The sequence below is a fragment of the Hoeflea prorocentri genome (genome assembly GCF_027944115.1).
Lineage (GTDB): Bacteria > Pseudomonadota > Alphaproteobacteria > Rhizobiales > Rhizobiaceae > Hoeflea_A > Hoeflea_A prorocentri.
This window is the reverse complement of sequence record NZ_JAPJZI010000001.1, coordinates 3,350,122-3,373,189: the sequence shown is the minus strand read 5'-3', so window position 1 is coordinate 3,373,189 and position 23,068 is coordinate 3,350,122. Positions and strand designations below refer to the sequence as shown.

Annotated in this window: 22 protein-coding genes; 9 read left to right on the top strand and 13 right to left on the bottom strand. The window is 58.7% G+C overall.

The window, feature by feature from the left end:
• Window positions 1-23: 23 nt before the first annotated feature.
• From OQ273_RS15765 to OQ273_RS15725, 9 genes are all read right to left on the bottom strand, one after another.
• Entirely contained in the window at window positions 24-1,982 is a 1,959-nt protein-coding gene (locus OQ273_RS15765) for a beta-galactosidase (RefSeq protein WP_267991449.1), read from the bottom strand.
• Window positions 1,983-1,986: 4 nt separating this feature from the next.
• Complete coding sequence (locus OQ273_RS15760) at window positions 1,987-2,874, bottom strand: SMP-30/gluconolactonase/LRE family protein (protein WP_267991448.1); 888 nt, start codon at window positions 2,872-2,874, stop codon at window positions 1,987-1,989.
• Between the two features lies 1 nt (window position 2,875).
• Window positions 2,876-3,511, bottom strand: coding sequence for a 2-dehydro-3-deoxy-6-phosphogalactonate aldolase (locus tag OQ273_RS15755; protein WP_267991447.1), 636 nt, complete (start codon window positions 3,509-3,511; stop codon window positions 2,876-2,878).
• Complete coding sequence (locus OQ273_RS15750) at window positions 3,508-4,452, bottom strand: 2-dehydro-3-deoxygalactonokinase (RefSeq protein ID WP_267991446.1); 945 nt, start codon at window positions 4,450-4,452, stop codon at window positions 3,508-3,510. Before OQ273_RS15750 ends, OQ273_RS15755 begins: the two co-directional genes overlap by 4 nt.
• 4 nt (window positions 4,453-4,456) lie before the next feature.
• The gene (locus OQ273_RS15745; protein WP_267991445.1) at window positions 4,457-5,227 is read right to left on the bottom strand and encodes an SDR family NAD(P)-dependent oxidoreductase; all 771 of its coding nucleotides are present in this window, start codon (window positions 5,225-5,227) and stop codon (window positions 4,457-4,459) included.
• 99 nt (window positions 5,228-5,326) lie between these two features.
• The gene (locus OQ273_RS15740) at window positions 5,327-7,411 is read right to left on the bottom strand and encodes an alpha-galactosidase (protein WP_267991444.1); all 2,085 of its coding nucleotides are present in this window, start codon (window positions 7,409-7,411) and stop codon (window positions 5,327-5,329) included.
• Between the two features lie 28 nt (window positions 7,412-7,439).
• Window positions 7,440-8,288: a carbohydrate ABC transporter permease gene (locus OQ273_RS15735; RefSeq protein WP_267991443.1), complete on the bottom strand. Its 849-nt coding sequence runs from the start codon at window positions 8,286-8,288 to the stop codon at window positions 7,440-7,442.
• Between the two features lies 1 nt (window position 8,289).
• Entirely contained in the window at window positions 8,290-9,219 is a 930-nt protein-coding gene (locus OQ273_RS15730) for a carbohydrate ABC transporter permease (RefSeq protein ID WP_267991442.1), read from the bottom strand.
• A gap of 125 nt (window positions 9,220-9,344) precedes the next feature.
• The gene (locus OQ273_RS15725; RefSeq protein WP_267991441.1) at window positions 9,345-10,598 is read right to left on the bottom strand and encodes an ABC transporter substrate-binding protein; all 1,254 of its coding nucleotides are present in this window, start codon (window positions 10,596-10,598) and stop codon (window positions 9,345-9,347) included.
• A gap of 130 nt (window positions 10,599-10,728) precedes the next feature.
• Here OQ273_RS15725 and OQ273_RS15720 point away from each other — a divergent pair, with 130 nt between their 5' ends.
• Both OQ273_RS15720 and OQ273_RS15715 read left to right on the top strand, forming a co-directional pair.
• A complete protein-coding gene (locus OQ273_RS15720) occupies window positions 10,729-11,538 on the top strand; it encodes an IclR family transcriptional regulator (protein ID WP_267991440.1) in 810 nt (269 codons plus the stop codon).
• Between the two features lie 4 nt (window positions 11,539-11,542).
• Complete coding sequence (locus tag OQ273_RS15715) at window positions 11,543-12,601, top strand: ABC transporter ATP-binding protein (protein WP_267991439.1); 1,059 nt, start codon at window positions 11,543-11,545, stop codon at window positions 12,599-12,601.
• 49 nt (window positions 12,602-12,650) lie between these two features.
• Here OQ273_RS15715 and OQ273_RS15710 read toward each other — a convergent pair whose 3' ends face one another.
• The gene (locus OQ273_RS15710) at window positions 12,651-13,139 is read right to left on the bottom strand and encodes a fasciclin domain-containing protein (protein ID WP_267991438.1); all 489 of its coding nucleotides are present in this window, start codon (window positions 13,137-13,139) and stop codon (window positions 12,651-12,653) included.
• 208 nt (window positions 13,140-13,347) lie between these two features.
• On the opposite strand from OQ273_RS15710, the gene OQ273_RS15705 reads away from it, so the two are divergent.
• Genes OQ273_RS15705 through OQ273_RS15695 form a run of 3 tightly spaced genes read left to right on the top strand, consistent with a single transcriptional unit; the run spans window position 13,348 to window position 15,390 of the window.
• Window positions 13,348-13,947, top strand: coding sequence for a sigma-70 family RNA polymerase sigma factor (locus OQ273_RS15705; protein ID WP_267991437.1), 600 nt, complete (start codon window positions 13,348-13,350; stop codon window positions 13,945-13,947).
• Window positions 13,944-14,609 carry a ChrR family anti-sigma-E factor gene (locus OQ273_RS15700; protein ID WP_267991436.1) on the top strand — a complete coding sequence of 222 codons (666 nt, stop codon included), beginning with the start codon at window positions 13,944-13,946 and terminating at the stop codon, window positions 14,607-14,609. Before OQ273_RS15705 ends, OQ273_RS15700 begins: the two co-directional genes overlap by 4 nt.
• A 7-nt stretch (window positions 14,610-14,616) precedes the next feature.
• A complete protein-coding gene (locus tag OQ273_RS15695; protein ID WP_267991435.1) occupies window positions 14,617-15,390 on the top strand; it encodes an SDR family NAD(P)-dependent oxidoreductase in 774 nt (257 codons plus the stop codon).
• A 7-nt stretch (window positions 15,391-15,397) separates the two neighbouring features.
• Here the strand turns inward: OQ273_RS15695 and OQ273_RS15690 are convergent, their stop codons facing one another.
• Window positions 15,398-16,192 carry a DUF1365 domain-containing protein gene (locus tag OQ273_RS15690; protein WP_267991434.1) on the bottom strand — a complete coding sequence of 265 codons (795 nt, stop codon included), beginning with the start codon at window positions 16,190-16,192 and terminating at the stop codon, window positions 15,398-15,400.
• Window positions 16,192-17,517 (bottom strand): NAD(P)/FAD-dependent oxidoreductase, encoded by a 1,326-nt coding sequence (locus tag OQ273_RS15685; protein ID WP_267991433.1) that lies wholly within the window; start codon window positions 17,515-17,517, stop codon window positions 16,192-16,194. Before OQ273_RS15685 ends, OQ273_RS15690 begins: the two co-directional genes overlap by 1 nt.
• A gap of 156 nt (window positions 17,518-17,673) precedes the next feature.
• Here OQ273_RS15685 and OQ273_RS15680 point away from each other — a divergent pair, with 156 nt between their 5' ends.
• Entirely contained in the window at window positions 17,674-18,072 is a 399-nt protein-coding gene (locus tag OQ273_RS15680; protein WP_267991432.1) for a DUF2177 family protein, read from the top strand.
• 103 nt (window positions 18,073-18,175) lie between these two features.
• Here OQ273_RS15680 and OQ273_RS15675 read toward each other — a convergent pair whose 3' ends face one another.
• Complete coding sequence (locus tag OQ273_RS15675; protein ID WP_267991431.1) at window positions 18,176-19,804, bottom strand: long-chain-fatty-acid--CoA ligase; 1,629 nt, start codon at window positions 19,802-19,804, stop codon at window positions 18,176-18,178.
• A gap of 276 nt (window positions 19,805-20,080) precedes the next feature.
• On the opposite strand from OQ273_RS15675, the gene OQ273_RS15670 reads away from it, so the two are divergent.
• Genes OQ273_RS15670 through OQ273_RS15660 form a run of 3 tightly spaced genes read left to right on the top strand, consistent with a single transcriptional unit; the run spans window position 20,081 to window position 22,876 of the window.
• Window positions 20,081-20,803: a glycosyltransferase family 2 protein gene (locus tag OQ273_RS15670; RefSeq protein ID WP_267991430.1), complete on the top strand. Its 723-nt coding sequence runs from the start codon at window positions 20,081-20,083 to the stop codon at window positions 20,801-20,803.
• Window positions 20,796-21,128, top strand: a complete 333-nt coding sequence (locus OQ273_RS15665; protein WP_267991429.1) for a lipid-A-disaccharide synthase N-terminal domain-containing protein — start codon at window positions 20,796-20,798, stop codon at window positions 21,126-21,128. Before OQ273_RS15670 ends, OQ273_RS15665 begins: the two co-directional genes overlap by 8 nt.
• A 32-nt stretch (window positions 21,129-21,160) precedes the next feature.
• Window positions 21,161-22,876: an ArnT family glycosyltransferase gene (locus OQ273_RS15660; RefSeq protein WP_333781693.1), complete on the top strand. Its 1,716-nt coding sequence runs from the start codon at window positions 21,161-21,163 to the stop codon at window positions 22,874-22,876.
• Window positions 22,877-23,068 lie beyond the last annotated feature (192 nt).

Genomic DNA, 23,068 nt, shown 5'->3' with positions numbered 1-23,068 from the left:
CCTGATGGTCAGCCGGTTTGCTTTCAATGGCGCAGAACGCAAACACCCGATGGCGGCAGAACGGCATCGCCTATGACGTATGTCCCGTTAATGCCCAGGTCGTTGAGGTTCTGTTGGTCGTCGCCGTAATTCGTGGCGAAGGTGAGGTCGCCCCTGCGCCTGAGCCGAACCCCGTCCGGCAGATCAACGCTCGTCAGCCCCGCCTCCGCGCAAATCCGGTCGATCACCAGGGCCATTAGCGTCTCGTCCGGCCAGCCGCCGAGGTAAAAAAGCTTGTTCTGACGGACGAGAACGGGAACCCCGTCGCGGCTTTCCATTTCCGTTTCGCACGACGGGCCCGGTTCGACGAACTCCCGCCAAAGATGGACATTGCCCGCATTATCCGCCATCGGGACAGGAACGTCCGGGCGAAGACTTTCAACCCGCCCTATGCTCAAAACCGCAATATCCTGCGGCAGGTTGGGCGGCAGTTTGGCGGGGATTGAGAAATTCTCCGTTTTCGAGCCGCTGCGCGGGCCGATCAACGCGACGCCCTCATAGGCCCGAAGGGCTGTCGTGAGCTGATCGCTCCAGGCAAAAAGGCCAGGGATGACCACCGCCGGATAGCCGGAGAGATCATCTGCATCCGGCGGCAGGATATCGATCGAGAGCCCCTTGCGTCGCAAGGCGCGATAATGATCGAAGACAAGCCTGAAATAATCGAAGTCGTTGCCATGCGGCAGCGTTTCCCAGGCCCAGACCGATTCATAATCAAAGACGATGGCGACATCGGCCTGTGTTTTCGGACCCGTGTCGAGGCGCGAAATATCGGCAATGGCGGCTTCGGCCTCATGATAGCCCTCGGCCTCGGCACCGTTGGAACGCAGCAGTCCCGCATGCATCTGTTCCTGTGCGAAGGGGGCCTGCCGCCAGCGGAAATAGGACACGGTCTCCGCGCCATGCGCAACAGCCTCAAGGCTCCAAAGCCGCACCATGCCGTCACGTGGGGCGGGGTTGTAGCCGGCCCAGTTCACCGGTCCGGGCTGCAGTTCCATGATCCACCAGCGGCCCGAAGACGTCGCCCGGTAAAGGTCGTGATGAAATGCCTGGAAATCCGGATCGCCGGCCCGCAGGAAGCGGCGTTTCCATTCTTCGTCGGCGTCTGATCGGTCTTCCAGAAAGCCCAGCGGATAGCAATCCCAGCTGGACACATCGAGGTCTGCCCCGACCTTGTAATGGTCGAAGTCGAGCGTGCGGCCCATGAAATTATGAATGATGTCGCGGCCGGGTGAGAGCTCGCGGATCAAATCGGCCTGCAGTCGATTGAAGCTGATGACCTGATCCGATGAGAAACGGTAGAAATCGAGCTGGTGTGCGGGATTGTAAACGGTCGGTGCGATCGTCGGCAGTTCGATGGAATCAAAGCCCGGATATTCCTCCGACCAGAAGACATTGCCCCAGGCGTCGTTGAGTTCGTCGATTGAGCCGTATTTGTCTTTCAGCCAGAGACGGAAGGCGAGGCGTGAAGCGTCGGACCAGTCGCGCGTGGTCCTGTGGCAGCCATATTCATTGTCGGTTTGCCAGGCGGCGACGGCGGGATGTTCGCCAAACCGCTCACCCAGCACGCGAACGATGCGCAGGCATTCATCACGGTATCCCGGGTGCGAAAAACTGTAGTGCCGCCGCGAGCCGAAACCGCGCACCCGTCCCTCGCGGTCGACAGGCAGCATGTCAGGCATCTCGTCGACAAGCCATTTTGGCGGCGTTGCTGTGGGCGTTCCCAGAACAACTTTCAGCCCGGCAGCCTGCAGCGTGTCAATGGACCGCTCGAGCCAGTCAAGGCGAAGGTCGCCGCGCGAAGGCTCAAGCCGCGACCAGGCGAATTCGCCTATTCTGACATAGGTGATCCCGAGTTGCGCCATGCGGCGGGCATCGTCCTGCCATTGGGTCTCAGGCCAGTGTTCCGGGTAGTAGCATACGCCAATCGTCGGTGTGTCGCTCATGGTGTCAGATTTTGACCTTGGATTCGTATCGGCCGTTCATCGGCCGGTTGAGAAGAAATGTCTTACCCGCATGCGGATGGTCGCGAAGCTGAGCATCGCTCAGCCCCTCCGTCGCGGATGTGACGATCATGCGGGCCGCATCCGGTCCGATAAAGGCAGGGCAGGTGATTTGCCAGGCCGGCAGTGTGATGGTTTCGACCACCGAGCCGGACGGATCATGCGCCTCGACGCAGGACCCCTGCCATTTGGCGATCCACACGAGGCCGTCCGCATCGACGACGGCGCCATCGGGATAGCCGGGATAGGCTGCATCGCGTTCAAAAAACAGGTCCGGTTCCGCCGTGGGCAATCCCGTTTGCGGGTCGGTTGCCACGCGCATAACCTTGCCTGTCGGACTGTCGGTGAAATAGGCGATCGAGCCGTCTGCGGTGAAGGAGATGCAATTGGTCACGGTTATGCCGGTGAAGATCCGGCGCAGTTCTCCGCGGAAAAAATGATAGATCGACCCGGCATTCGGCTGTGCCGATTTGCCCATCGTGCCGATCCAGAACGCGCCGCAGGGATGGACCCTGCTGTCGTTCGAGCGCGTGGACGCATCATCCGCCTCAATATCGACGAGACGCTCGAGGCCGCCTGTGTCGACCGAACGAAGATAAAGCCCGTGTTCAGTTGCCAGAAGCTGTCTTTTGCTGTCCACCACCGCGAGCGCGCTGGCAAGAAAAGGCAATTCGTGGACTTTCGAAGCAGCATCGGACAACCGCCGTTCAATCAGCTTGCGGCCGTGAATATCGAACCACCAGAGCGTATCGCGATCCGGATCGAAGGTCGGACCTTCGCCAAGCTCACGGATTTCATCGTCAAAGACTGTACAGTCGAAGTCTGACGGATTCATCTCACGCTCCGAAGACGGCGTCGTATGTCTCTACCGAAAGACGCGCGCGCCTGGCGATTTCTGCCGTATCCATGCCCGGCTTGTAAAGGCTGGAGCCAAGGCCGAACGTCCTGATGCCCGCTTCGCGATAGCTTTCATAGTTTTCGTGGGAAACGCCGCCGACCGCTCCTATTTCAACATGGGCGGGCAGTACCGCCCTGATGGCGGTGATGCCGGACGGCCCCAATATGCTCGCGGGAAAGAACTTAAGGCCCGATGCGCCCGCCTTGACGGCGCTCAAGGCTTCCGTCGGTGTGAAAACACCTGGCATCGTCACCATCTGGCAGTCGCTGGCGGCACGGATAACCGCCGGATCGACATTGGGGCTGACCATCAATCTGCCGCCAGCCTCGGCAAGCCGCTCGACATCGGCCAGTTCGAGAACCGTGCCGGCGCCGATGAGACAGCCGGCAGGCGCTGCATCGACGGCAATCTTGATCGATGTAAAGGGCTCGGGAGAGTTGAGCGGTATTTCGATTGCCTCGAAACCGGCATCGACAAGAGCTTGAACCGCTTCAGCGGTTTCCTCGGGTTTCAGTCCGCGCAGGATCGCAACCAGCGACCGTTTGAGAGAAGGCCAGGGGATAGTGTTTGTCATGCTTTGAGTTGTCCATAATCGGCATGATGGTTCGAGGGCCAGTAGCGGCGCGCACCGGCCAACAGCCCCGTGAGTACAGCCTCGTCCGCATCGATGGCCACGATCTCATGACCCAGCGCTTGGAACGCGGAGCGGTAAAGTGCGAAAAGCTTGCCGGATGCGATCAGGTGGATCGGCCTTCCGGCGGAAAACTGTGAGAGTCCGGCGGCGATTTCACTGCCGATCAGCAGTCCCGACAGCCGTTCAAAGCTGCTTGTGGCCTCACGGCCGTAAAGCAATTGTCCGGCCCTTATGGTGAATAGAAGTTGGCTGATTGTAGCCGGATCGGCATGGGCTTCGGCAACGCCTGACAGAAAGTCCTTACTGTCTGCACGGCAGTTTTCGGCCTGTCCGACCGCGTGCCGCAGAATGGAATGCCGTGTGATCAAGGAGAAGAGTTCACCGGTCATGAAGGTGGAAAAGCCGGTGACGCACCGATCCTCGACACTGACCCATTTGGAGTGCGTACCGGGCATGCAGGCAAGGCCCGACAGGCGTCTGCCGGTGAAGCTTCCAAGGAGCTGGGTTTCTTCTCCACGCATCACGTCGGGATGCGATGGATCGCGCTGCGCAAAGCCCGGAAGGATCCGCACGTCGCGGTCCAGACCTTCGACGGCGACAGCCCGTTCCACGATCTCTGAAAGGGCCGCCGGAACCGTCAGGTAGCGAGCCTCCTGCCAGCCTTGCCGCGATCCCGCCATCCCGCAAATGACAACCGGCAGATTTTTCGGCGCATCAAGGGCGCCAAGATGGGCTTCCAGCACATGGGCAAATCCGGCCTTGGCCGCGTGGGTCATGCCTTCATCGCTGCGGCGCTCCGCCACGGCACGGCCGTCTTCCGAAATCAGCCAGATTCGGAAGCTCGACGTACCCCAGTCAGCGGCTGCGCAAAATGGCTGCATATCCTTAACCTGTCACCACAACGCCGCCATCGACCACCAGCGCCTGTCCGGTCATCATTCTTGATGCCGAAGAGGCAAGGAACAATGTCGGCGCGACGATATCGTCCGGCACGATTTCCTCTTTCAGACATTGCCGCTCCAAATGGGCTTCCAGCGCTTCCGGCGTCACCCACAATTCGCGCTGCCGGTCCGTCAAAACCCAGCCGGGCATCAGTGCGTTGACGCGGATCTTGTGTTTGCCGAGTTCCCTCGCAAGACCGCGTGTCAGCCCCGTAATGCCCGATTTCGAGGCGACATAGGCCGGGTAGCCCTCATTGCCCATCATGTAGGAGATGGAAGAAAAATTGATGATCGAGCCGTGGCCAGCCTCTTGCATGTCCTTCTGCACTTCCTGCGCAGTAAAGAAGTGCGGGCGCAGATTGATGTTGATCGCCTGATCCCAGTCCTCGACGGAGAACTCCTCAAGGCTGTGGCGGTTGTCCGATGCCGCATTGTTGACGAGCACGGTGATCGGCCCGTGCGCCTCGCGCGCCTTGGCCATTGACGAACGCAAGGCTTCGATGTCGGTGATGTCGCAGGCCATGAAAAGGGGGCGATTGTCGTATTGAGCCTCAAGGCGGTCGCATAGTTCCGTGGCGTCGGAGCGCTGCACGAACGCGACCTTTGCGCCCTGTGCCACGAAGCCCTCGGTCAGCCAGGCCCCTATCCCCGAGCCGCCGCCGGTAATAAAGACGGACTGGCCTTTAAGATCATCGAAATGTGACGACAGTTTCATCGCTAACCTACTCCAATCAAACGCGCTCCGCATTGCGCGGCATGCAGTCAAAATTTTGTCAGACGGCGTTATGCCGGCCTTGTCTCAAATCGCCAGCACTCATAGCCGTACCCCCTCGACAACCCACATGGTTTCGGGAAAGCTCCACGGCAGCGTCAATCCGTGGTTCATCAGATATGTGCCGCTGAGATCGACGGATTCCGTCTTCAGGGTCTGTGTGCCGCGGGAAAGCCCGCTCACATTGTCGCGATTGGCCAATGTGATCCGGTAATGTGCATCGGGATCGAGCCTTGTCAGGCGCAGCGGCCTCGGTGCGATCTGGCTGCTTGTGGTGGCTTTGCCGGCGAAGACCACGAACCGTTTGTGGTCCACCGATAGCTGCTGTTCCGCAATCACCGCAGGGTCCGGGCTTTCAAGGAGCAGAATATCGGCTTTCATCATCCAGCCCTGATTGTCCTTCCACCAGCCGATCACCTGCCGCAGCGCACGGGCCTCGTCATCGGTCAGTTCGCGTGGATCCATCTCGATGCCCATATGCCGCTGGGCCGCGACCCAGGCGCGGAAGCGCATGTCGAGCGTGCGGCCCGATGTGTGGCATTGTCTTGGCCCCACGTGGCTGCCGGTCACGGCGGCGGGCAGGAACAGCGACGCATTGTGCTGCATCTTCAGCCGCTCAAGCGCGTCGTTGCTGTCGCTCAGCCAGACGCGGTGCGTGCGTTTGAGAATACCGAAATCAATCCGCCCGCCGCCTGAAGCGCAGCTTTCAATCTCGACAAGCGGAAACTCCTCCCGCAGCCGGTCGAGCAGGGCATAGGATCCGCGCGTCTGGGCCGCATCCGGCATCGGCAGGACCCGGTTGTGATCCCATTTGATGTATTCGATGGCATGATCGCGCAAGATCGCGGAAATGCGGTCGAACAGGAAGTTCTGCACCTCCGGCAACGCCATGTTGAGCGCCTTTTGATTGCGCCCCAGGATCTGGTCTTCGCCGCCCAAGGCCCAATCGGGATGGGCCCGGTGGATGTTGGAATCCGGATTGATCATCTCCGGTTCGAACCAGATGCCGAACGTCATGCCGAGGCTGTGCACGTGCTCGATCAGCGGGTTGAGCCCGTCGGGATATTTGCGCGGATCGACCTCCCAGTCCGAAAGCGCCCGTGTGTCGTCGTCGCGATAGCCGAACCATCCGTCATCAAGCACGAAGCGTTCCGCTCCCAGCTCCGCCGCGCGGCCGGCAATGTCCTTCAGCGTTGGCAGATTATGGTCGAAATAGACCGCTTCCCAGCAGTTGAAATGCACCGGGCGTGGCCGATCCGGTTCGGGCATGTGAACGATCTCGTCGCGCAGGTGCCGCTGGAAGGCGACCGCGCAGCCGTTCAGCCCGTCATCCGAAAAGGTCACGTAAAGCGGCGCTGTCTCAAACCGGGTCTGCGGGGCGACTTCCATGCGCTCGGCATGACCGAACTGGATCTGTCGCCGCCCGTCGGGAAGTTCCTCGGCGATCATCTTGTGCCCGCCCGACCAGCCATAGTGGAACGCATAGGCCTGGCCTTGCGTATTGGTGGCGCCGCGGCAGGGAATGATCAGCCCTGGAAAATGCTCGTGCCCGGTTCGCCCCGTCCGGTTCTCGCGAAAGCGCATGCCGGGCGACCAGGCCGTGCGGTTGATCTGGAACTCGCCGCACCAGCGTCCGGCAAGATCAATCATCTCGTCCGAAAGTTGCGGAGCCGGCATGACAGGCGCCGACATCCAGTGCAGATGCACCGGTTTTGTCGACACGAGACTGGCCTGCGTTTCGATCACTTGAGTGTGTTCATTGATCGTGAAACGCGCCGTATAGGTCAGTCCGTTGTTCTTGTCTTCATAGGTCAGAACCAGTCGGCCCGGTTCTTCCTCGACCTTTTCGAAACAGAATTTGGTCAGTAATTGCGCACCGTCGCTGGCGCGCACGATCAGGCCGGGCTGGCCGGGAAATGTCCGGGTCGCTTCCGGCGAGATGGACAATTCGGGATTCAAATCAAGCATGCCACCGGTGACATCGATGGCATGAACAGCAAATAAAGTATTCAGATCCTCATCATCCGGTAACCTCGGCCCCCAGTAGAGCACCTCTGCAAGGTGCTCTCTGTGGGAGCCGAGAACCAGAGTCTGACGCCTGTCATCCAGCCGCCAGCATTGGATCATCGCTCATGTCCCAGTTTCGGGCACAGGATCATTTAACAGCTCCAAGTGTCAGGCCTGCGATGAAGTGTTTTTGCATCAGGAAGAAAATCGCCACCGGCGGCAGCGCCGCTACAATTGCTCCGGCGCTCATAAGGTGATAGGCGGCCCGGAACTGCGCATTGAACGAGGTGATGCCGGCGGTGACCGGTTGAGATTCAACCCCCTGCGTCAAGACAATCGCCCAGAAATAATCGTTCCAGATGAATGTGAAGATCAGCACGCAGAGCGCAGCGATCGCCGGTTTCATCAAAGGCAGGACGATATAGACGAAAATCCGCCACTCTGCGATTCCTTCAACCCGGGCAGCCTCGATCAGAGGGAAGGGCAGGCCTTTGATGAAGTTGCGCATGAAGAGGGTGCAGAACCCCGTCTGAAAGGCGATGTGGAAGAGCACAAGGCCGGTCTTCGTGTTGTAAAGGCCGAGATCCAGCGTCAGGTCCCGAACCGGCACCATCAGGATCTGGAACGGCACGAAGTTGCCTGCAACGAACAGGAAGAAAATCCACAAATTCAGTTTGAATCTGTAAATGCCCAGTGCGAACCCGGCCATGCAGGCCAGCGCCACCGCGCCGATCGCCGTCGGCACAGTGATCAGCAAAGAGTTGAGCAGGTAACGCGGCATGTCGGACTGGAAAAACACTTTTCCATAGTTTTCCCAGCCGCCGAAGGTTGAGGGCAGGGACCAGTATTCGCCCGCCGAGAAATCGCCTTCCGGTTTCACCGAGAATATGGCGACCGCAATCAGCGGCAGGAGCCACATGATCAGGGCAATCGGAAGAAAGGACTGGTAGGTGATCTGCCAGCTGCGCGGCGTCTTTTGAATGGGTGTCGGAAACATATCAGCGACCCCTTTCGTCTCTGTACATCGAGTACAGGAAGTACGCGATGAAGAACAGCATGATAAGGAACAGAACCACCGCAATGGCGGCGCCATAGCCCATGCGGAAACCGTATTCGGAAAGGGCAACCTCGAACATGTAGAAGCTGAGGACGCGGCTTTCGCCGAACGGTCCGCCGTTGGTCATGACCGAGATCAGGTCGAACGAGCGAAGCGCGCCGATGATGGTCACCACAAAGGCGATGAACGTGGCCGGTTTCAACTGAGGCACGACAACATACCAAAGCATTTTCCAACCCTTGGCGCCGTCCAGCCGTGCGGCCTCGATCTGCTCGGGGTCAACGGCATTCAGCCCGGTCAGGTAGAGGATCATGCAATAGGCCGTTTGCGGCCACAGGCCCGCGGCAATAATTCCGTAGGTCACATAGGTCGGATCGCCGAGCACGTTGATCGGGCCGAGCCCCACCCATCCAATGACCGTATTGAAGAGGCCAAAGGTCGGATCGTAAAACCATGTGAAAACGAGACCGACAACCACCTGGCTGATCACAAACGGGAAAAAGAAAAGTGACTTGTAAAGCCTGATGCCGACGACCGTCTGGTTCAGAAACAGAGCGATGAACAATCCCGCCGGAATCGCCAGAAGATAAAGGATCAACCAGATCAGGTTATTCCGCAGCGACGTGTAGAAAGCCGGGTCGTCCCAAAGTTCCACATAGTTATCGGTGCCGATATATTCTCGGGCTCCAAGTCCGTCCCACTCGAACAGAGAAATCTCGAAACTCTGGAAGATCGGAATGATCACATAGACCATGAAGAACAGGATCGCCGGCGCCATGAACAGCCACGGTGTGATGCTGATCTCGTTTCGCTTGTACCAGGATCGGTTTTCTTGCTCGTATTCGGATTTGGCTAGGGTAGCGGTTGACATCGCGAACCTCATTTTTCCGGTGCGTTCGCGGTTCCCGTTGGGCTGGCTAAGCCGGAAACCAGATGCGGACTATCGGGTAGTCCAAAAGGCGTTGGGGCGGACCCGAAAAGCCCGCCCCAGTCTGACTACTTGTAGACACGCTCGCGTGTCTTCTCGAGGCGCTGCAGGATCTGATCCAGATTGTCCGGACGGACCATGAATTCCTGGAAGCCTTCCATGCCGACCTTGGCCATTTCGGCCGGCGCGTCCCGGTCGAAGAACTGCGCAAGGGCGGATGCATTGTTCAGCATCTCAAATCCGGCCTTCACGAACTTGTCGTCCGTGTTGACGCTTGCCTTGTTGTTGACCGGCAACTGACCGAGGCTGGCGTTCATGGATGTCTGGATATCCGGTGTTGCAACAAACTTCAGGAAGGCGCGAGCAGCTTCCTTGTTGGCGGCGCCGGACGGGATATGAAGCGTATCGGTCGGTGCTTCCTCGGCCATCGGAATGCCTTCGGTAATCAGCGGGAACTGGTAGAAATCCAGCTGGTCATCAGTCAGGCCGGCAGCCTTGATCGGGTCAACCGCAAAGTTACCCATCAGATAGGCGGTTGCCTGGCCGTCAACGAGGAACGGAATGGCTTCCTGCCAGCTATAGGCGGTGTGGTCGTCAATGAAAGCGCCCATGTCGATCAGCTCGCGCCAGTTCGCCATGGTCTTTTTCACGCGATCATCGGTCCAGCTTTCCTTGCCGGCGGTCAGCGCCATGTGGAACTCGTAGCCGTTGGTGCGCAGGTTCAGATAGTCGAACCAGCCCGCCGCCGTCCAAAGGAACTTGGTGCCGATCGTGTAGCACTTGCGTCCCGAATCGACGATTTTCTGGCAGTTTGCCTTTTCTTCTTCCCAGTTGGTCGGGACGGTCAGGCCAAGCTCATCAAAGATGTCTTTGCGGTAGTACATGCCCCACTGGTAGTAGGTATAGGGAACGCCCCACTGCTTGCCGTCGATGGTCATCGCGGTCTTTGTCGATGCCAGTTCTGCCGCAAGGTCACCCGTCCACAGGTCGGATACGTCCTCAAACAGACCCGTGGTCACGTATGGAAGCATCCGGTTGCCCGCATACCAGGTCGCAACATCCGGCGGATTGGCCGTCAGGAAGTTTCTGATCTGTGTCTTGTAGGCATCGCGGTCGATGATCGTCGTTTCGATCTTCAGATCCGGGTGCATTTCATCGAACTGGGCAATGATGCCCTCGAACGTGGCGCGCGGCGCCGGATTCGACGTATCGAGGAAGATTTTCATTTCCCCGCTGAGTTTATGGCCGTCTGCAAACGCCCCTGTCGCCAAGGCAGCACTGGTGACAAGCGCCACTGCTGACGCCTTCAAAATGGAACGCATGGTATCCTCCCTTTTGTTCCGAATAGTGAAACTAATATTTACATATTGAAATTGGAGCACGGCTAACATACGCTTGTCAAGAATATCCTCATCGGCAACTGCTGTCGTTCGGGGGTAGGGAGGAAGAGTTTTGGAGAGCGAACGCAAGTCGAGCGGGACTGTGGGCAAAGCGCTGAACGTGCTTGACCTGGTCGCATCGTTTGAGCGCCCGGTGCGCTTCAACGATATCCTTGCCGAATCCCGATACCCCAAGGCAACGCTCTACCGGATCCTGCAGAACCTGGTTACCGAAGGCGTACTGACCTTCGACCGCAAATGGCAGACCTATGCGCTTGGTGTGCGCCTTGTGCGCCTGGCACATTCCGCCTGGACCCAGTCATCGCTCGCACCGGTCGCCAGGCCTCATCTGACGGCGCTCAGTGAGGCAACCGGCGAAACCATTCACCTGGCGCAACTCGATGGCCCCCACGTGCTTTATCTGGATAAGCGCGACGCAAAGCGCCGCGTGACGATGTTTTCGGAAGCCGGAAAGGTCGGGCCCGCCTATTGCACGGGCGTCGGAAAGGCGATGCTTGCCTACCTGCCGGACGATGAGCTGCAGCGGATTCTGCCGCAGCAATCCTATCACCGCTTTACGCCTTCGACGATCTGTTCGCAGCAGGAACTGGCCTGCGAGCTCAATCAGATCCGCCAGGATGGCTATGCGCTCGACCGCGAGGACCATGAGCCGGGCATCATCTGCGTCGCGGTTCCGATCCTGTCCAGGAGCGAACAGATGATGGGAGCGGTCTCGGTCACCAGCACATCCGCCAGAACGTCCCTTGGCAAGCTGAGGAAGCATGTGCCCGAATTACAGAATGCAGCCGGGAAAATAGCCGATGCGGCTGAATACTGGCGTTTTCCCGAGAACGAAAGAACGCCGGAGAGAATGGAGATCTAACACGATGTCAGGTGTAGTACTTCAAGACGTTGTCAAGCGATACAGCGATGTTCAGGTGATCCACGGGGTGGATCTTCAGATCGAGGACGGCGAATTTTGCGTCTTTGTGGGGCCATCGGGCTGCGGCAAGTCAACGCTCTTGCGCATGGTGGCCGGGCTGGAAGAGACGACCGAGGGCAAGATTTCCATCGGACCCCGCGACGTCACGCGGATGGACCCGGCACAACGCGGTGTCGCGATGGTGTTTCAGACCTACGCGCTCTACCCGCATATGACCGTTAAGGAGAACATGGGTTTCGGCCTGAAGATGAACGGTCATCCGAAGGCCGAGATCGCGGAAAAGGTCGCAGAGGCCACCCGCATCCTCAAGCTGGAACAATATCTAGACCGCAAACCGTCGGCGCTGTCCGGCGGCCAGCGCCAGCGCGTGTCGATCGGTCGTGCGATCGTTCGCGGTCCTGAGGTATTCCTGTTCGATGAACCCCTGTCCAACCTCGACGCAGAGTTGCGTGTTGAAATGCGTGTCGAAATCGCCCGTCTGCACAAGGAAATCGGCGCGACCATGATCTACGTGACCCACGATCAGGTCGAGGCCATGACGCTGGCCGACAAGATTGTCGTGTTGCGCGGTGGTTATATCGAACAGGTGGGCGCGCCGCTCGACCTCTACCGCAACCCGGACAACAAATTTGTCGCCGGTTTTATCGGCTCGCCGGCGATGAACTTTCTTGAAGCAACCAGCAAAGGCGATTCAATCGAAGTCCCGGCGCTCAAGCAGAGCTACAAATTGCCGGTAGCCATGCCGGCGGACGGCACGCGCGTTATTTTAGGAATACGGCCTGAGCACATCGAGATCGACAAGAGCGGCGATACGCTGGCCGTCGATCTGACGGAAGCGCTTGGCGGCACGTCCTATGACTATCTCGTATCTGACAATGGTGAGAAAATTATCGTTGAAGAGCGCGGTGATGAGCGGTCGCAAGAGGGTGCCAGGGTCGGCATAACGTTCGACCTGGAACGCGCCATGCTTTTCGATGCGGAAACGGAAAAGCGCATTCGGTAGGTAAAAGGTTCGGGACGCGCAGACACATATGCGCGTCCCAATCCGTCACTTAGCTCGACGGCAAAACAACCTTGTCGATCACATGGATCACACCATTGTCGGTCACGATGTCAGCGGAAACGACATTGGCGTTGTCCACGGTCACACCGGACGAAGATTTCTCGACGGCCAGCGTCTTGTCGCCCTCTGTCTTCAGCGTCTTGACGTGAATCCGGCGACCGGGAAGGTCGGTTGACATCAGCTTGCGCGGAAGAACGTGGTAGCTCAAAATAGCAATGAGCTGATCCTTGTTTTCAGGCTTCAAAAGGGACTCGACAGTTCCTTCCGGAAGAGCGGCGAAAGCTTCGTCCGTCGGTGCGAAAACGGTCAGGTTTTCACCCGTTGCCAGCGCATCTGCCAGACCGGCTGCTTTGGCGGCGGCAAGCAGCGTATTGAAGCTGCCGGCACTCTGAGCCGTTTCGACGATATTGTTGGCACCAGCCGGTGCCGCTGCGAAAAGTCCCATTGCGGCGACTGCCGCGATTATTGTTTTCTGCATGTTCATCTCCTCTGCAGGTGGACAGGCAGTCGACCGCCGGATGATCCGGGTTGCTAGCTGGCAAGGGTTACGCCGGAGCTTGATTTCCGGATCACAAAAAAATCGAATATTTGCGGTTGCAGGGAAAATACTGGAATTTTTTTGCCTATCGTGATCCGATCGGCAAATACCGTCGTAATAAGTCCGGTTTAACAGCGAAGGCCGGGCCATGCTGAAAGTCTTGCAGATGGAAAAACCCTCGGAAGATCCGGGACCTAAGACGGATCAGGCACTCCATGAAGTGCTGATCTCCGACGTGGCTGTCCATCGTGACAAATCAGCATTCGAGACCCTTTTTGTCCGGTTCGGTCCTCGTATCAAAGGAATGATGCTCGGCTCAGGAGCCAGCGAAGACCTTGCGGAAGACCTGATGCAGGAAGTTATGTTGACGGTCTGGCGCAAGGCCGCGCTCTATGCGCCAGAGCGCGGCTCAGTTTCGACGTGGATATTCACGATCGCGCGCAATGCGCGCATAGACAGGATAAGGCGGCAACCCGTGCAGCCTTATATAGATGTGGAGACGGTGTCGATCGCGTGCGACGCGCCGAGCGCGGAAGCAGAAATGATCACCGGCCAGCATGGAGAAATGGTCCGTGACGCCATCGATCAGCTTCCGCTGGAACAGAAAACGGTTATCGAAATGGCATTTATTCAATTCATGCCGCAAAGCGAGATAGCACAAAAGCTTGGACTGCCGATCGGGACGGTCAAATCCCGCACCCGGCTGGCCTATAAGAAACTGAAAGAAAACCTTGAGGAACTGAGATGAGCATTCATCATCACCTGGATGATGCATCGCTGATGCGCTACGCGACTGGGGACCTCGACCCGGCCTTTGCGGTGGTTGTCGCCTCGCATCTCGCCATGTGCGAAGATTGCCGCCATGCGGTGCATCTGGCCGAAGCTGTCGGCGGAGACTGCCTAGAGCATGCGCCGGCGGCGGCCCTTTCAAACGGATCGTTCGAACGCCTTTCAAGGATGATCGATGCCGATGGGGATACCGATGCCGTGCCGGCTGCAAGGCATCGCCTGGCCGCTAATGCAGGAGGCGATGTTCCACTTCCTCTGCAAAACCTCATTGGGCAGTCGCTTGATGACTTGCCTTGGCGGCGTGTCGTACCCGGTGTTCAGCGCCACCGCATTGAGATGGCCGATACCAATGGGTCCCTGTTTCTGCTGAAGATCGGATCGGGCCGCAAAATCCCCGAGCACGGACATGGCGGGACGGAAATGACACTCATTCTGCGCGGATCATATCATGACGAAATGGGTCGGTTCGCCAAAGGCGATATTGCCGATCTGGATGAGCATGTGGAGCATCAGCCACTGGTCGATTCGGACGAGCCCTGCATCTGCCTGGTGGCGACCGAGGAACCAACCCGGTTCAAGGGTGTTGTCAGTCGCCTGATGCAGCCGCTGGTCGGTATCTGACCATATCATGAGCGCGCAAGAAAAGAGCCTCGGCAATGTATGGATTGTCGGGGCCAGCTCCGGTATCGGACAAAGCCTGGCCGAAAAATGCGCACCCTTGGCGGACAATGTCGCGATATCAGCCCGTTCGGTGGAAAAGCTCGAACAGATGGAGCGCGAAAACCCGTCATTCGGTGCCTTTCCCGTCGACACCAGCGATCAGGCCGCAGTCGAGCAAACGGCTGAAGCCATCGAAAAGCGTTACGGCGGCATCGACACGGCGGTTTTGTGCGCCGCCGTCTGGTTCCCCATGCGGGCTGATGATCTGGACACGGACAAGATGCATCAGGCGATGACCATCAACTATTTCGGCGCCGTCTATGCGGTCAAGGCGTTGATTTCCGGCATGAAGGCGCGTGGCAGTGGCCATATTGTCATCGTGTCGTCCGTTGCCGGATACCGTGGACTGCCGAGTTCGCTCGCATACGGGCCGACCAAGGCTGCTCTCACCAACCTCGCCGAAGCGCTGGCTGTTGAGCTGGGCGAATTCGGCATCAAGGTGACACTGGTCCAGCCCGGGTTTGTCGACACACCCATGTCCAGGGTCAACAAATTCCCGATGCCCGGATTGATGGATGTCGATGCGGCGGCGGAAAAACTGCTGTCGGGAATATTGCAGCGCAAGAATGCGATCTTCTTTCCGCGACTGTTCACCACCGCCGTCAGGCTCACGAATTTCCTGCCCTACTGGCTGTTCTATGCGCTGTCGCGCCGGATGATAAGCGGCCGACGGAACCGTTAAAAGCAACTTACGCTGCGAGCCGTTTGTGGTTATGGCGGCGTGGCGGCACGGTGACGGGCGTCTCCGGCGGCGACGGCTTTTTGAACAACGGAAGCCCTTTGCCCCAAAGCTTCAACGCTTCATAGTGAATACCCGCCCAGACCTTCAGCGTCATCGCGCCGTGGCGGATGAACATCTTTACAAGCGTTCTGTCGGATAGCGGCCTGCGCTCGCCGGAAAACTGCGCCGCGAGCAGCGGCCCGTCTTCATCGTGAAGCAGGATTGCGACATTCGCCCGTTTGCCGGGCATGCGTGTCTTGAAAGCGTATCGCCCGCGCACCTCGTTGAACGGCGAGACATGAAAGACCTTTTCGCAGCTCTGGCGCATGACATGGTCGTCTGCGTTATCTACCGGTATCGCGTAAGTATGGCGCTCGCCAAACGTATTGCTGACCTCGTATATCATCACGACCGTGCGGCCTTGTTCATCAATGCCGTAATAGACGGTCAGCGGATTGAACACGTAGCCGAGGACGCGCGGATAACACAGCATCAGGAAGCGCTGCGCCGCGTCGGTTCCCAGGGCCTCGCATGCGACGTGCGTCAAATGCGGCTTCAGGCCATCACCGTTCCCGTGATCGCGATCGTGCACGGAATAAAGGTTGAAGCGATTGTGCGAGAACAGCCGCAGGCGTTTGCCGAGCTGTTCGAGCCGGTCGATATCAATGAGTATGGAGAACACCGAATATTTGAAGGCATGCGGCTTTGGCCGCAGACGCCGGTGCATCACGGTTCCCGCATAAATGGCTTCGGTTTCGCTCATCACTCCGCGACCTGTAAATATTCGTCGAACCCGGTGCGCCGCAGATCATATTCAGGGTCGTTGGCCCATGGCCGCGCCAGACCGCCAAGCTTCTCGGCGACTGCCAGCCCGCTTGCAATCCCGTCTTCATGGAAACCGTATCCCAGATAGCTGCCGCAATACCAGGTGCGTCGGTAGCCCTGCAGCGTAGGCATGCTCTCCTGGGCGCGGAACGCCTCGGCTGTGAACACCGGGTGGTCGTAGGTCATTTCTTCGATGATGGCGTCCTCGCGGATCGCCCGGATCGGATTGAGTGTGACGAAGAGATTGTCGCGCGTCGGCAGGGCCTGCAGGCGGTTCATCCAGTAGCTCACGCACAACTCGTCCCCGGCAGTGCGGCCTGCCTTGATATAGTTCCAACTTGACCACAGACGGCTTCGCTTTGGCATCCACTGCTCGTCCCGGTGCAGGACGGCGGTGTTTTCCTGATAGGGGAAGGCACCCAGTAGCGCGGTTTCCGCACCATCAGCGTCACCAAGAAGTTTCAGCGACTGGTCGGCATGGGCTGCCATGACCACATGATCGAAGAGCTGCGTGACGCCGTCCCTCATCGCAATCAAAACGCGGTCGGGCCGCCGCGTGATGGCGGCTATGTCCGCACCAAGCACGGTCTGGAAGGAACTGTCGGTAACCATCTTGTCGACATAGGTTCTGCTGCCGCCAAGAACCGTGTTCCAGTTCGGTCGGTTCTTAAATTGCAGCAAGCCATGATTGGCATAAAAATCGATGAAGGCACGAGCCGGGAAATCCAGCATGCGGTCCATGGAGGTTGACCAGATCGCAGCGCCCATCGGAATGATGTGATCCTGGATAAAGTCGCGCGAATAATGTTCGGCCTCCAGAAACGCGCCAAGTGAGGTATCGGCATGGTAGAGGCCGATCCGGCGTTGGGCGTTGCGGAAAAAGCGATTGATTTCCTTCAGCATCATCCAGTGGTGGACGCTGGCAATGTTGCGGCGCTGGCCAAAATACCCTTTTCCCGAACCTGCATATTCATAGCGACCGAAATCATGGGTCAGCGAGAAGCTCATCTCCGTGCTCGCGCACGCCACGTCGAGGTGACGGAAAAGCGCACACAAATTGGGATAGTTGGCTTTGTTGAAAACGATGAACCCGGTATCGACCGGCACCGGTCCGTCTCGTGTTTCAACGTCGACCGTGTGGGCATGCCCGCCAAGGGTGCCGGCACGTTCGAACAAGGTGACATTGTGGCCTTTGCTCAATAGCCAGGCCGCGGAAAGCCCTGATATTCCGCCGCCGACAACCGCAATGTTCAGTTTACGCAATGAAGCCTCCTGCCTTTAACGCATTCGCATGGAAAACATACGAAGGCGCCGGGCCGCCGGATCACACCGTTTGCGGGAAAACGGAGTGCTGCAGAATGTGATCCGAACAGGGTGCGAGGGCGTAAAAGGGGTTTGACGGCAGACAACTGGATTAAAATGGTCCCTTTCCTGAAAACATACCTGGTGACGGCGATAGTCTTTCTGGCTGTCGATTATGTATGGTTGGCGCGCGTTGCCGGCGGTTTCTACCGCACGCAACTGGGTGCGCACATGCTTGACCAGCCGCGGCTTGGCGTGGCGGCGGTCTTCTACATATTCTATGTCGCCGGTATTGTCGTTTTCGCCGTTTTGCCGGCCATGAAGGAGCAATCGCTTCTGATGGCGCTGCTGCTTGGCGGCCTGCTTGGCGGTGTTGCCTACGGCACCTATGACGTCACCAATTACGCCACATTGCGGAACTGGCCGCTTGCTGTGCTTGTCGTGGACATTAGCTGGGGCATTGTCCTTACGTCGGTGTCGGCTGCGGCGGGTTATACAATAACCAGGATGCTGTGAGGCGGGTGACGGCAGGCCCGCGCCGGTGTCAGTACGCCCGGCGCGGGTTGCACTGTCACCGGCGCGGTTTGCACAAGTTTTCTTGATCGGCAAGCGGATGCCGTCAGGTATCCGGGAAACTGTAGTCCTTGAACTGCTCGCGCAGCGCGGTCTTCTGTATCTTGCCGGTGGCCGTGTGGGGAATGTCCTCGACAAACGCTACATCGTCGGGCATCCACCATTTGGCGATCTTGCCTTTCATGAAATCGAGAATGTTGTCCTTGTCAGGGTTGCATCCCTCTTTCGGCACAATGACAAGAAGCGGTCGTTCGTCCCATTTCGGATGGGCAATGCCGATAACGGCGGCTTCGGCAACGTCGTCATGGCCGACCGCCAGGTTTTCCAGCTCGATGGACGATATCCACTCGCCGCCCGACTTGATCACGTCCTTTGCCCGGTCGGTGATCTCCATGTAGCCATGGGGGTCGATATGGGCGACATCGCCCGTATCGAACCAGTTCTCGCCATCGAACTGTTCGGCCCCGCGCCCCTTGTAGTAGGACGACGAAACCGCCGGGCCCCGTACCTTCAGGCGGCCGAACGTCTTGCCGTCCCAGGGCAGCGCGTTGTTCTCGTCATCCGTCACTTTCATTTCCACCGTAAAAGGCGGGTGGCCTTGCTTGGCCTGCAGATCGAGCTTTTCCTCACCCTCAAGATGGGCATATTCGGGTTTGATCGAGCAGAGCGTTCCAAGCGGGCTCATCTCGGTCATGCCCCAGGCGTGAATGACCTCGACGCCGTATGTATCCTGAAACGTCTGGGTTATGGCACGCGGGCAGGCGGAGCCGCCGATGACCACATTCTCCAGATCCGGCAGGGCGGCATCGATCTTGTCCATATGCTGCAAGAGCATCAGCCAAACGGTTGGAACGGCGGCCGTCATGGTCACCCGCTCCTCGGTCAGCATCTGGTAGATCGATTCACCGTCCATGCCGGCGCCCGGCATCACCATGGTTGCACCGACCATCGGGCATACAAAGGCTGTCGACCAGCCATTGGCGTGAAACAGCGGAACGACCGGCATCATGCGGTCGCGTGATGCCAGATTGAGCATATCCGGCTGGGCGGCGGCCATCGCGTGGAGAACATTGGAACGGTGCGAATAGACGACACCCTTCGGATCGCCCGTTGTTCCGGAGGTGTAACACATGCCCGCAGCGGTCGTTTCCTCGAACTCGCGCCATTCGAAATCCGTGTCCGCTTCACTGACCCAGTCTTCATAGGCGACGGCATTGGCGATCTTGGTTTCCGGCATGTGGGCGCTATCCGTGAGCACCACGACCTTCAGCAGGCTGGGCACCTTGTCAGCAACAGCCTCGACAACCGGCAGAAAGGTCAGGTCGACAAAAAGAAGCCGGTCTTCCGCGTCATTCATGATCCAGGCAATCTGGTCGGGGAACAGTCTGGGGTTCAGCGTGTGGTAGACCGCGCCGAGACCGAGGATGCCGTACCAGGCCTCAAGGTGACGCCAGGTATTCCACGCCATTGTGGCAACCCTGTCTCCAAAACCGATGCCGTCCTTTTCCAGCCGCTTGGCGACTTGTCTGGCACGGTCACGGATATTGCGGTAGTTGGTTCGATGGATCGGGCCTTCGACCGACCGTGAAACAACTTCCCGGTCGCCATGATAGGTCGCCGCGTGGTCTATGATCTTGTGACAGAGCAGCGGCCAATCCTGCATCAAGCCCTTCATACTTATCTCCTCCCAAAAGCCGGTTATTGTTTTTCGGCCAGACTAAGACCTAGCGCAGCTGCCAGTAAAGGCGAAAAAAAACCAATCTATACCGTGGTGCCGGCCGGATCGTTGGCGGACAAATGGCTTGCCACTCCAGCCCCTGCTTGCTAAGGCGTGCGCGCACGGACGGTTGAAAATCCGCTGGGCGCTGGTCCGGTGGCGCCGTTGCCAGAAAATGCCTGATCCCGGCCGGGTTTTCCCGGCGAACGGGCATCGTCAAACCAAGGCAAACCCATGATATCGATTGTTATTCCCTGCAAGAACGAGGCTGAGAATATTCCGCCCCTGATAGATGAGATCGCTGAACATCTCGGCGACAGGGACATCGAGGTTATTGTCGTCAATGACGGCTCCACCGACAACACCGCCGAGGTTCTGACGGGCGAGGCCGCCAAACGCGCATTTGCCGTGCGGCACCTGCGCCACGATGCCTCGGTCGGTCAGAGCCTGTCGCTGCGAAGCGGCGTTCTTGCGGCCGCCGGCGACGTGGTCGCCACGATCGACGGCGACGGGCAGAACGACCCGAAATATATCGGCCCGCTCGTCGACAAGCTCCTCGAAGGCGGCCCGGCGATCGGAATTGCCTGCGGGCAGCGCATCAAGCGCAAGGATACCAAACTCAAGCAGCTTTCTTCGCGCTTTGCCAACTGGCTGCGCGGATCGATCCTGAACGACAAGACACGCGATTCCGGCTGCGGGCTGAAGGCCGTTCACACGGACATTTTCCGGCGGCTTCCGTTTTTCAACGGCACGCACCGCTTCCTGCCGGCCCTCGTGATCCAGGAGGGCTATGATGTTGTCGCGATCGATGTTCTGGACCGTCCCCGCCGCTTCGGCACTTCGAATTACGGCATCCTCGACCGTGGTGCGCGCGGCGCACTGGATCTTTTTGGAGTTTGGTGGCTGAAGCGCCGCCGTCACAAGATGCCCGTTGTTGAGGAAATCCCCTATGACTGAGATTTTTGCGTCCCTGATCAACTGGTTCGACGCGGTCTTCATCCAGCAGTTTGATACCTGGGTGCTGATCGGTTTTCTGGCCCAGGCTTGTTTTACGATGCGATTCGTCGTTCAGTGGATTGCATCCGAACGCGCAAAACGCTCTGTTGTACCCGTTGCTTTCTGGTTTTTTTCGCTCTTTGGCGGCGGCATGCTATTCATTTATGCGATTCAGCGTCAGGATCCGGTGTTCATCGCCGGCCAGGGCATGGGGCTCATCATATACATTCGCAATCTCTGGCTGATTGCCAATGAACGCAAAGCCGCCATGGCACAGACGGATTGAATGAGGAAGTTCGGGGGCGAGAGCGCAGCGCATTGAAACAATTCAGGCAGGACAATCGGCTTATGGGGCTGGGCGCGGCAGCCGGTCAGGGCACGGGCGTCTGGATCTATGTGATTCTTTTCCTGCTTGGCCTGGCAGTGCTTGTTCCCGGTATCACCCAGCTCCCGCCGATCGATCGTGACGAAGCGCGTTACATCCAGGCTACCAAGCAGATGGTCGAAACCGGCGACTATGTGGACATACGGTTTCAATCCGAGCCGCGCTACAAGAAACCCATCGGCGTCTACTGGCTCCAGTCCCTGACCGTCGGTGTGACGGGACAGGGTGCCGAGGCTCCGATTGCCGCCTATCGCGCTGTTTCGGTGGTTGCCGTATCGCTGGCTGTCGTTGCGCTATACTGGATCGGCCTGCACCTTTTCGGCCATGCGGCGGGCCTGATCGCCGCGCTGATGCTGGCCGGCATGTTCGGCGCGGGGTTTGAGGGACGTCTGGCAAAGACCGATTCAGTCCTGCTTTTGCTGTGCATCGTCGCGCAGGGCTGTCTTGCCCGCATTTATGTCGCCAACCGAGAAGGGCAGCAGGCGCCGGGCTCTCTGGCATGGGTGTTCTGGATCGCGCAGGGCGCGGCCATCATGATCAAAGGACCGATTGCGCCGCTCCTCAGCGCTCTTACGGTTCTTTTCATCATCATCTTCGACCGCCAGCGTGGACGTGCCTGGCTGACCGATCTGAAGCCGCTTCGCGGCATCGGCGTGACACTGTTGATCGCATTGCCCTGGCTGATCCTGATTACCTGGAAGTCCGGCGGAGCCTTCTGGTACGAGGCTGTCGGCCGCGACATGCTGGGCAAGGTCACCAGCGGTCAGGAATCGCACGGTGCGCCGCCCGGATATTACATCATCACCTACTCGCTGTTCGTCTGGCCCTTCGGCCTGATCGCGATCATTGGCGGCACCCATGCCCTAAGGCGCATGTTCACCGATCCCAGAATGATGGTCTGTGTGGCCTGGTATCTGCCGTTCTGGCTGGTTTTCGAGCTCGTTCCCACAAAACTGCCGCACTATATTCTGCCGTCCTATCCGGCGATCCTGCTGTTGGGCGGCTGGTTCCTCGGGCTGGCGGCCAGCGAGGCGCCGAAGCCGCTTTTATGGCAGCGCATCCTGCACGGTTTCACCGGGTTCGGCGTGATTGTTGTGACCATCGCTTTCGCCTCATTGGCGGTCATCGTCCCGATCTATATTGGCGGCAGCTTCTCCTTCTGGAGCATTCCGGTTGTGTTGCTGTCGCTCATGGCGTGCTGGTTCGGCCTCGGTTTCGGATTGGAACTCGCGCCGGTCCGGCGTGTTCTCGTGGCGACGCTGGCGGCGACGACCGCCTTTGGCGTCGGGTTCTCCGTGATCCTTCCGCAGGTCGACGAAATGTGGCTGAGCCGGCAGATCGTCGAGCGGTTCGAGGCTGAAAAATCCTGCCCGGATTCCGTGCTGGCGTCGGTCACCTATCATGAACCGAGCCTCGTTTTTCTAGCCGGCACCGACACGGTGCTCGGCGGCCCTGACAGCGCCGCGCGCCATTTGCTCGACAATCCGCAATGCGCCATGGCGGCCGTGCCCGAGGAGGATGCCCCGGCTTTCCTGGCAGCCCTCAGTGCCAGCGATGCCCGTGCTGAGGGCAGCGAGCCGATTTCCGGTTTCAACTATTCCAAGGGCCACAGGCGGTCGATCACGCTCTACCGTATCGTCGGACAATAGCGCACAGGCCCCTTCGGCCGGACGATTTACCCCTTGTCACAATCTCTTTGTCGCGGCCTGATATCGCACGCTGCGGTACCGGACGTTTCACCGGGAAATCATCCCGCGGAAAGTCCCGTCTTGTGCTGAGAACCTACTCAGTAGTATGTTGAATATGCCGTTCCGTAGACGGCCAACGAATTGAAACACAGG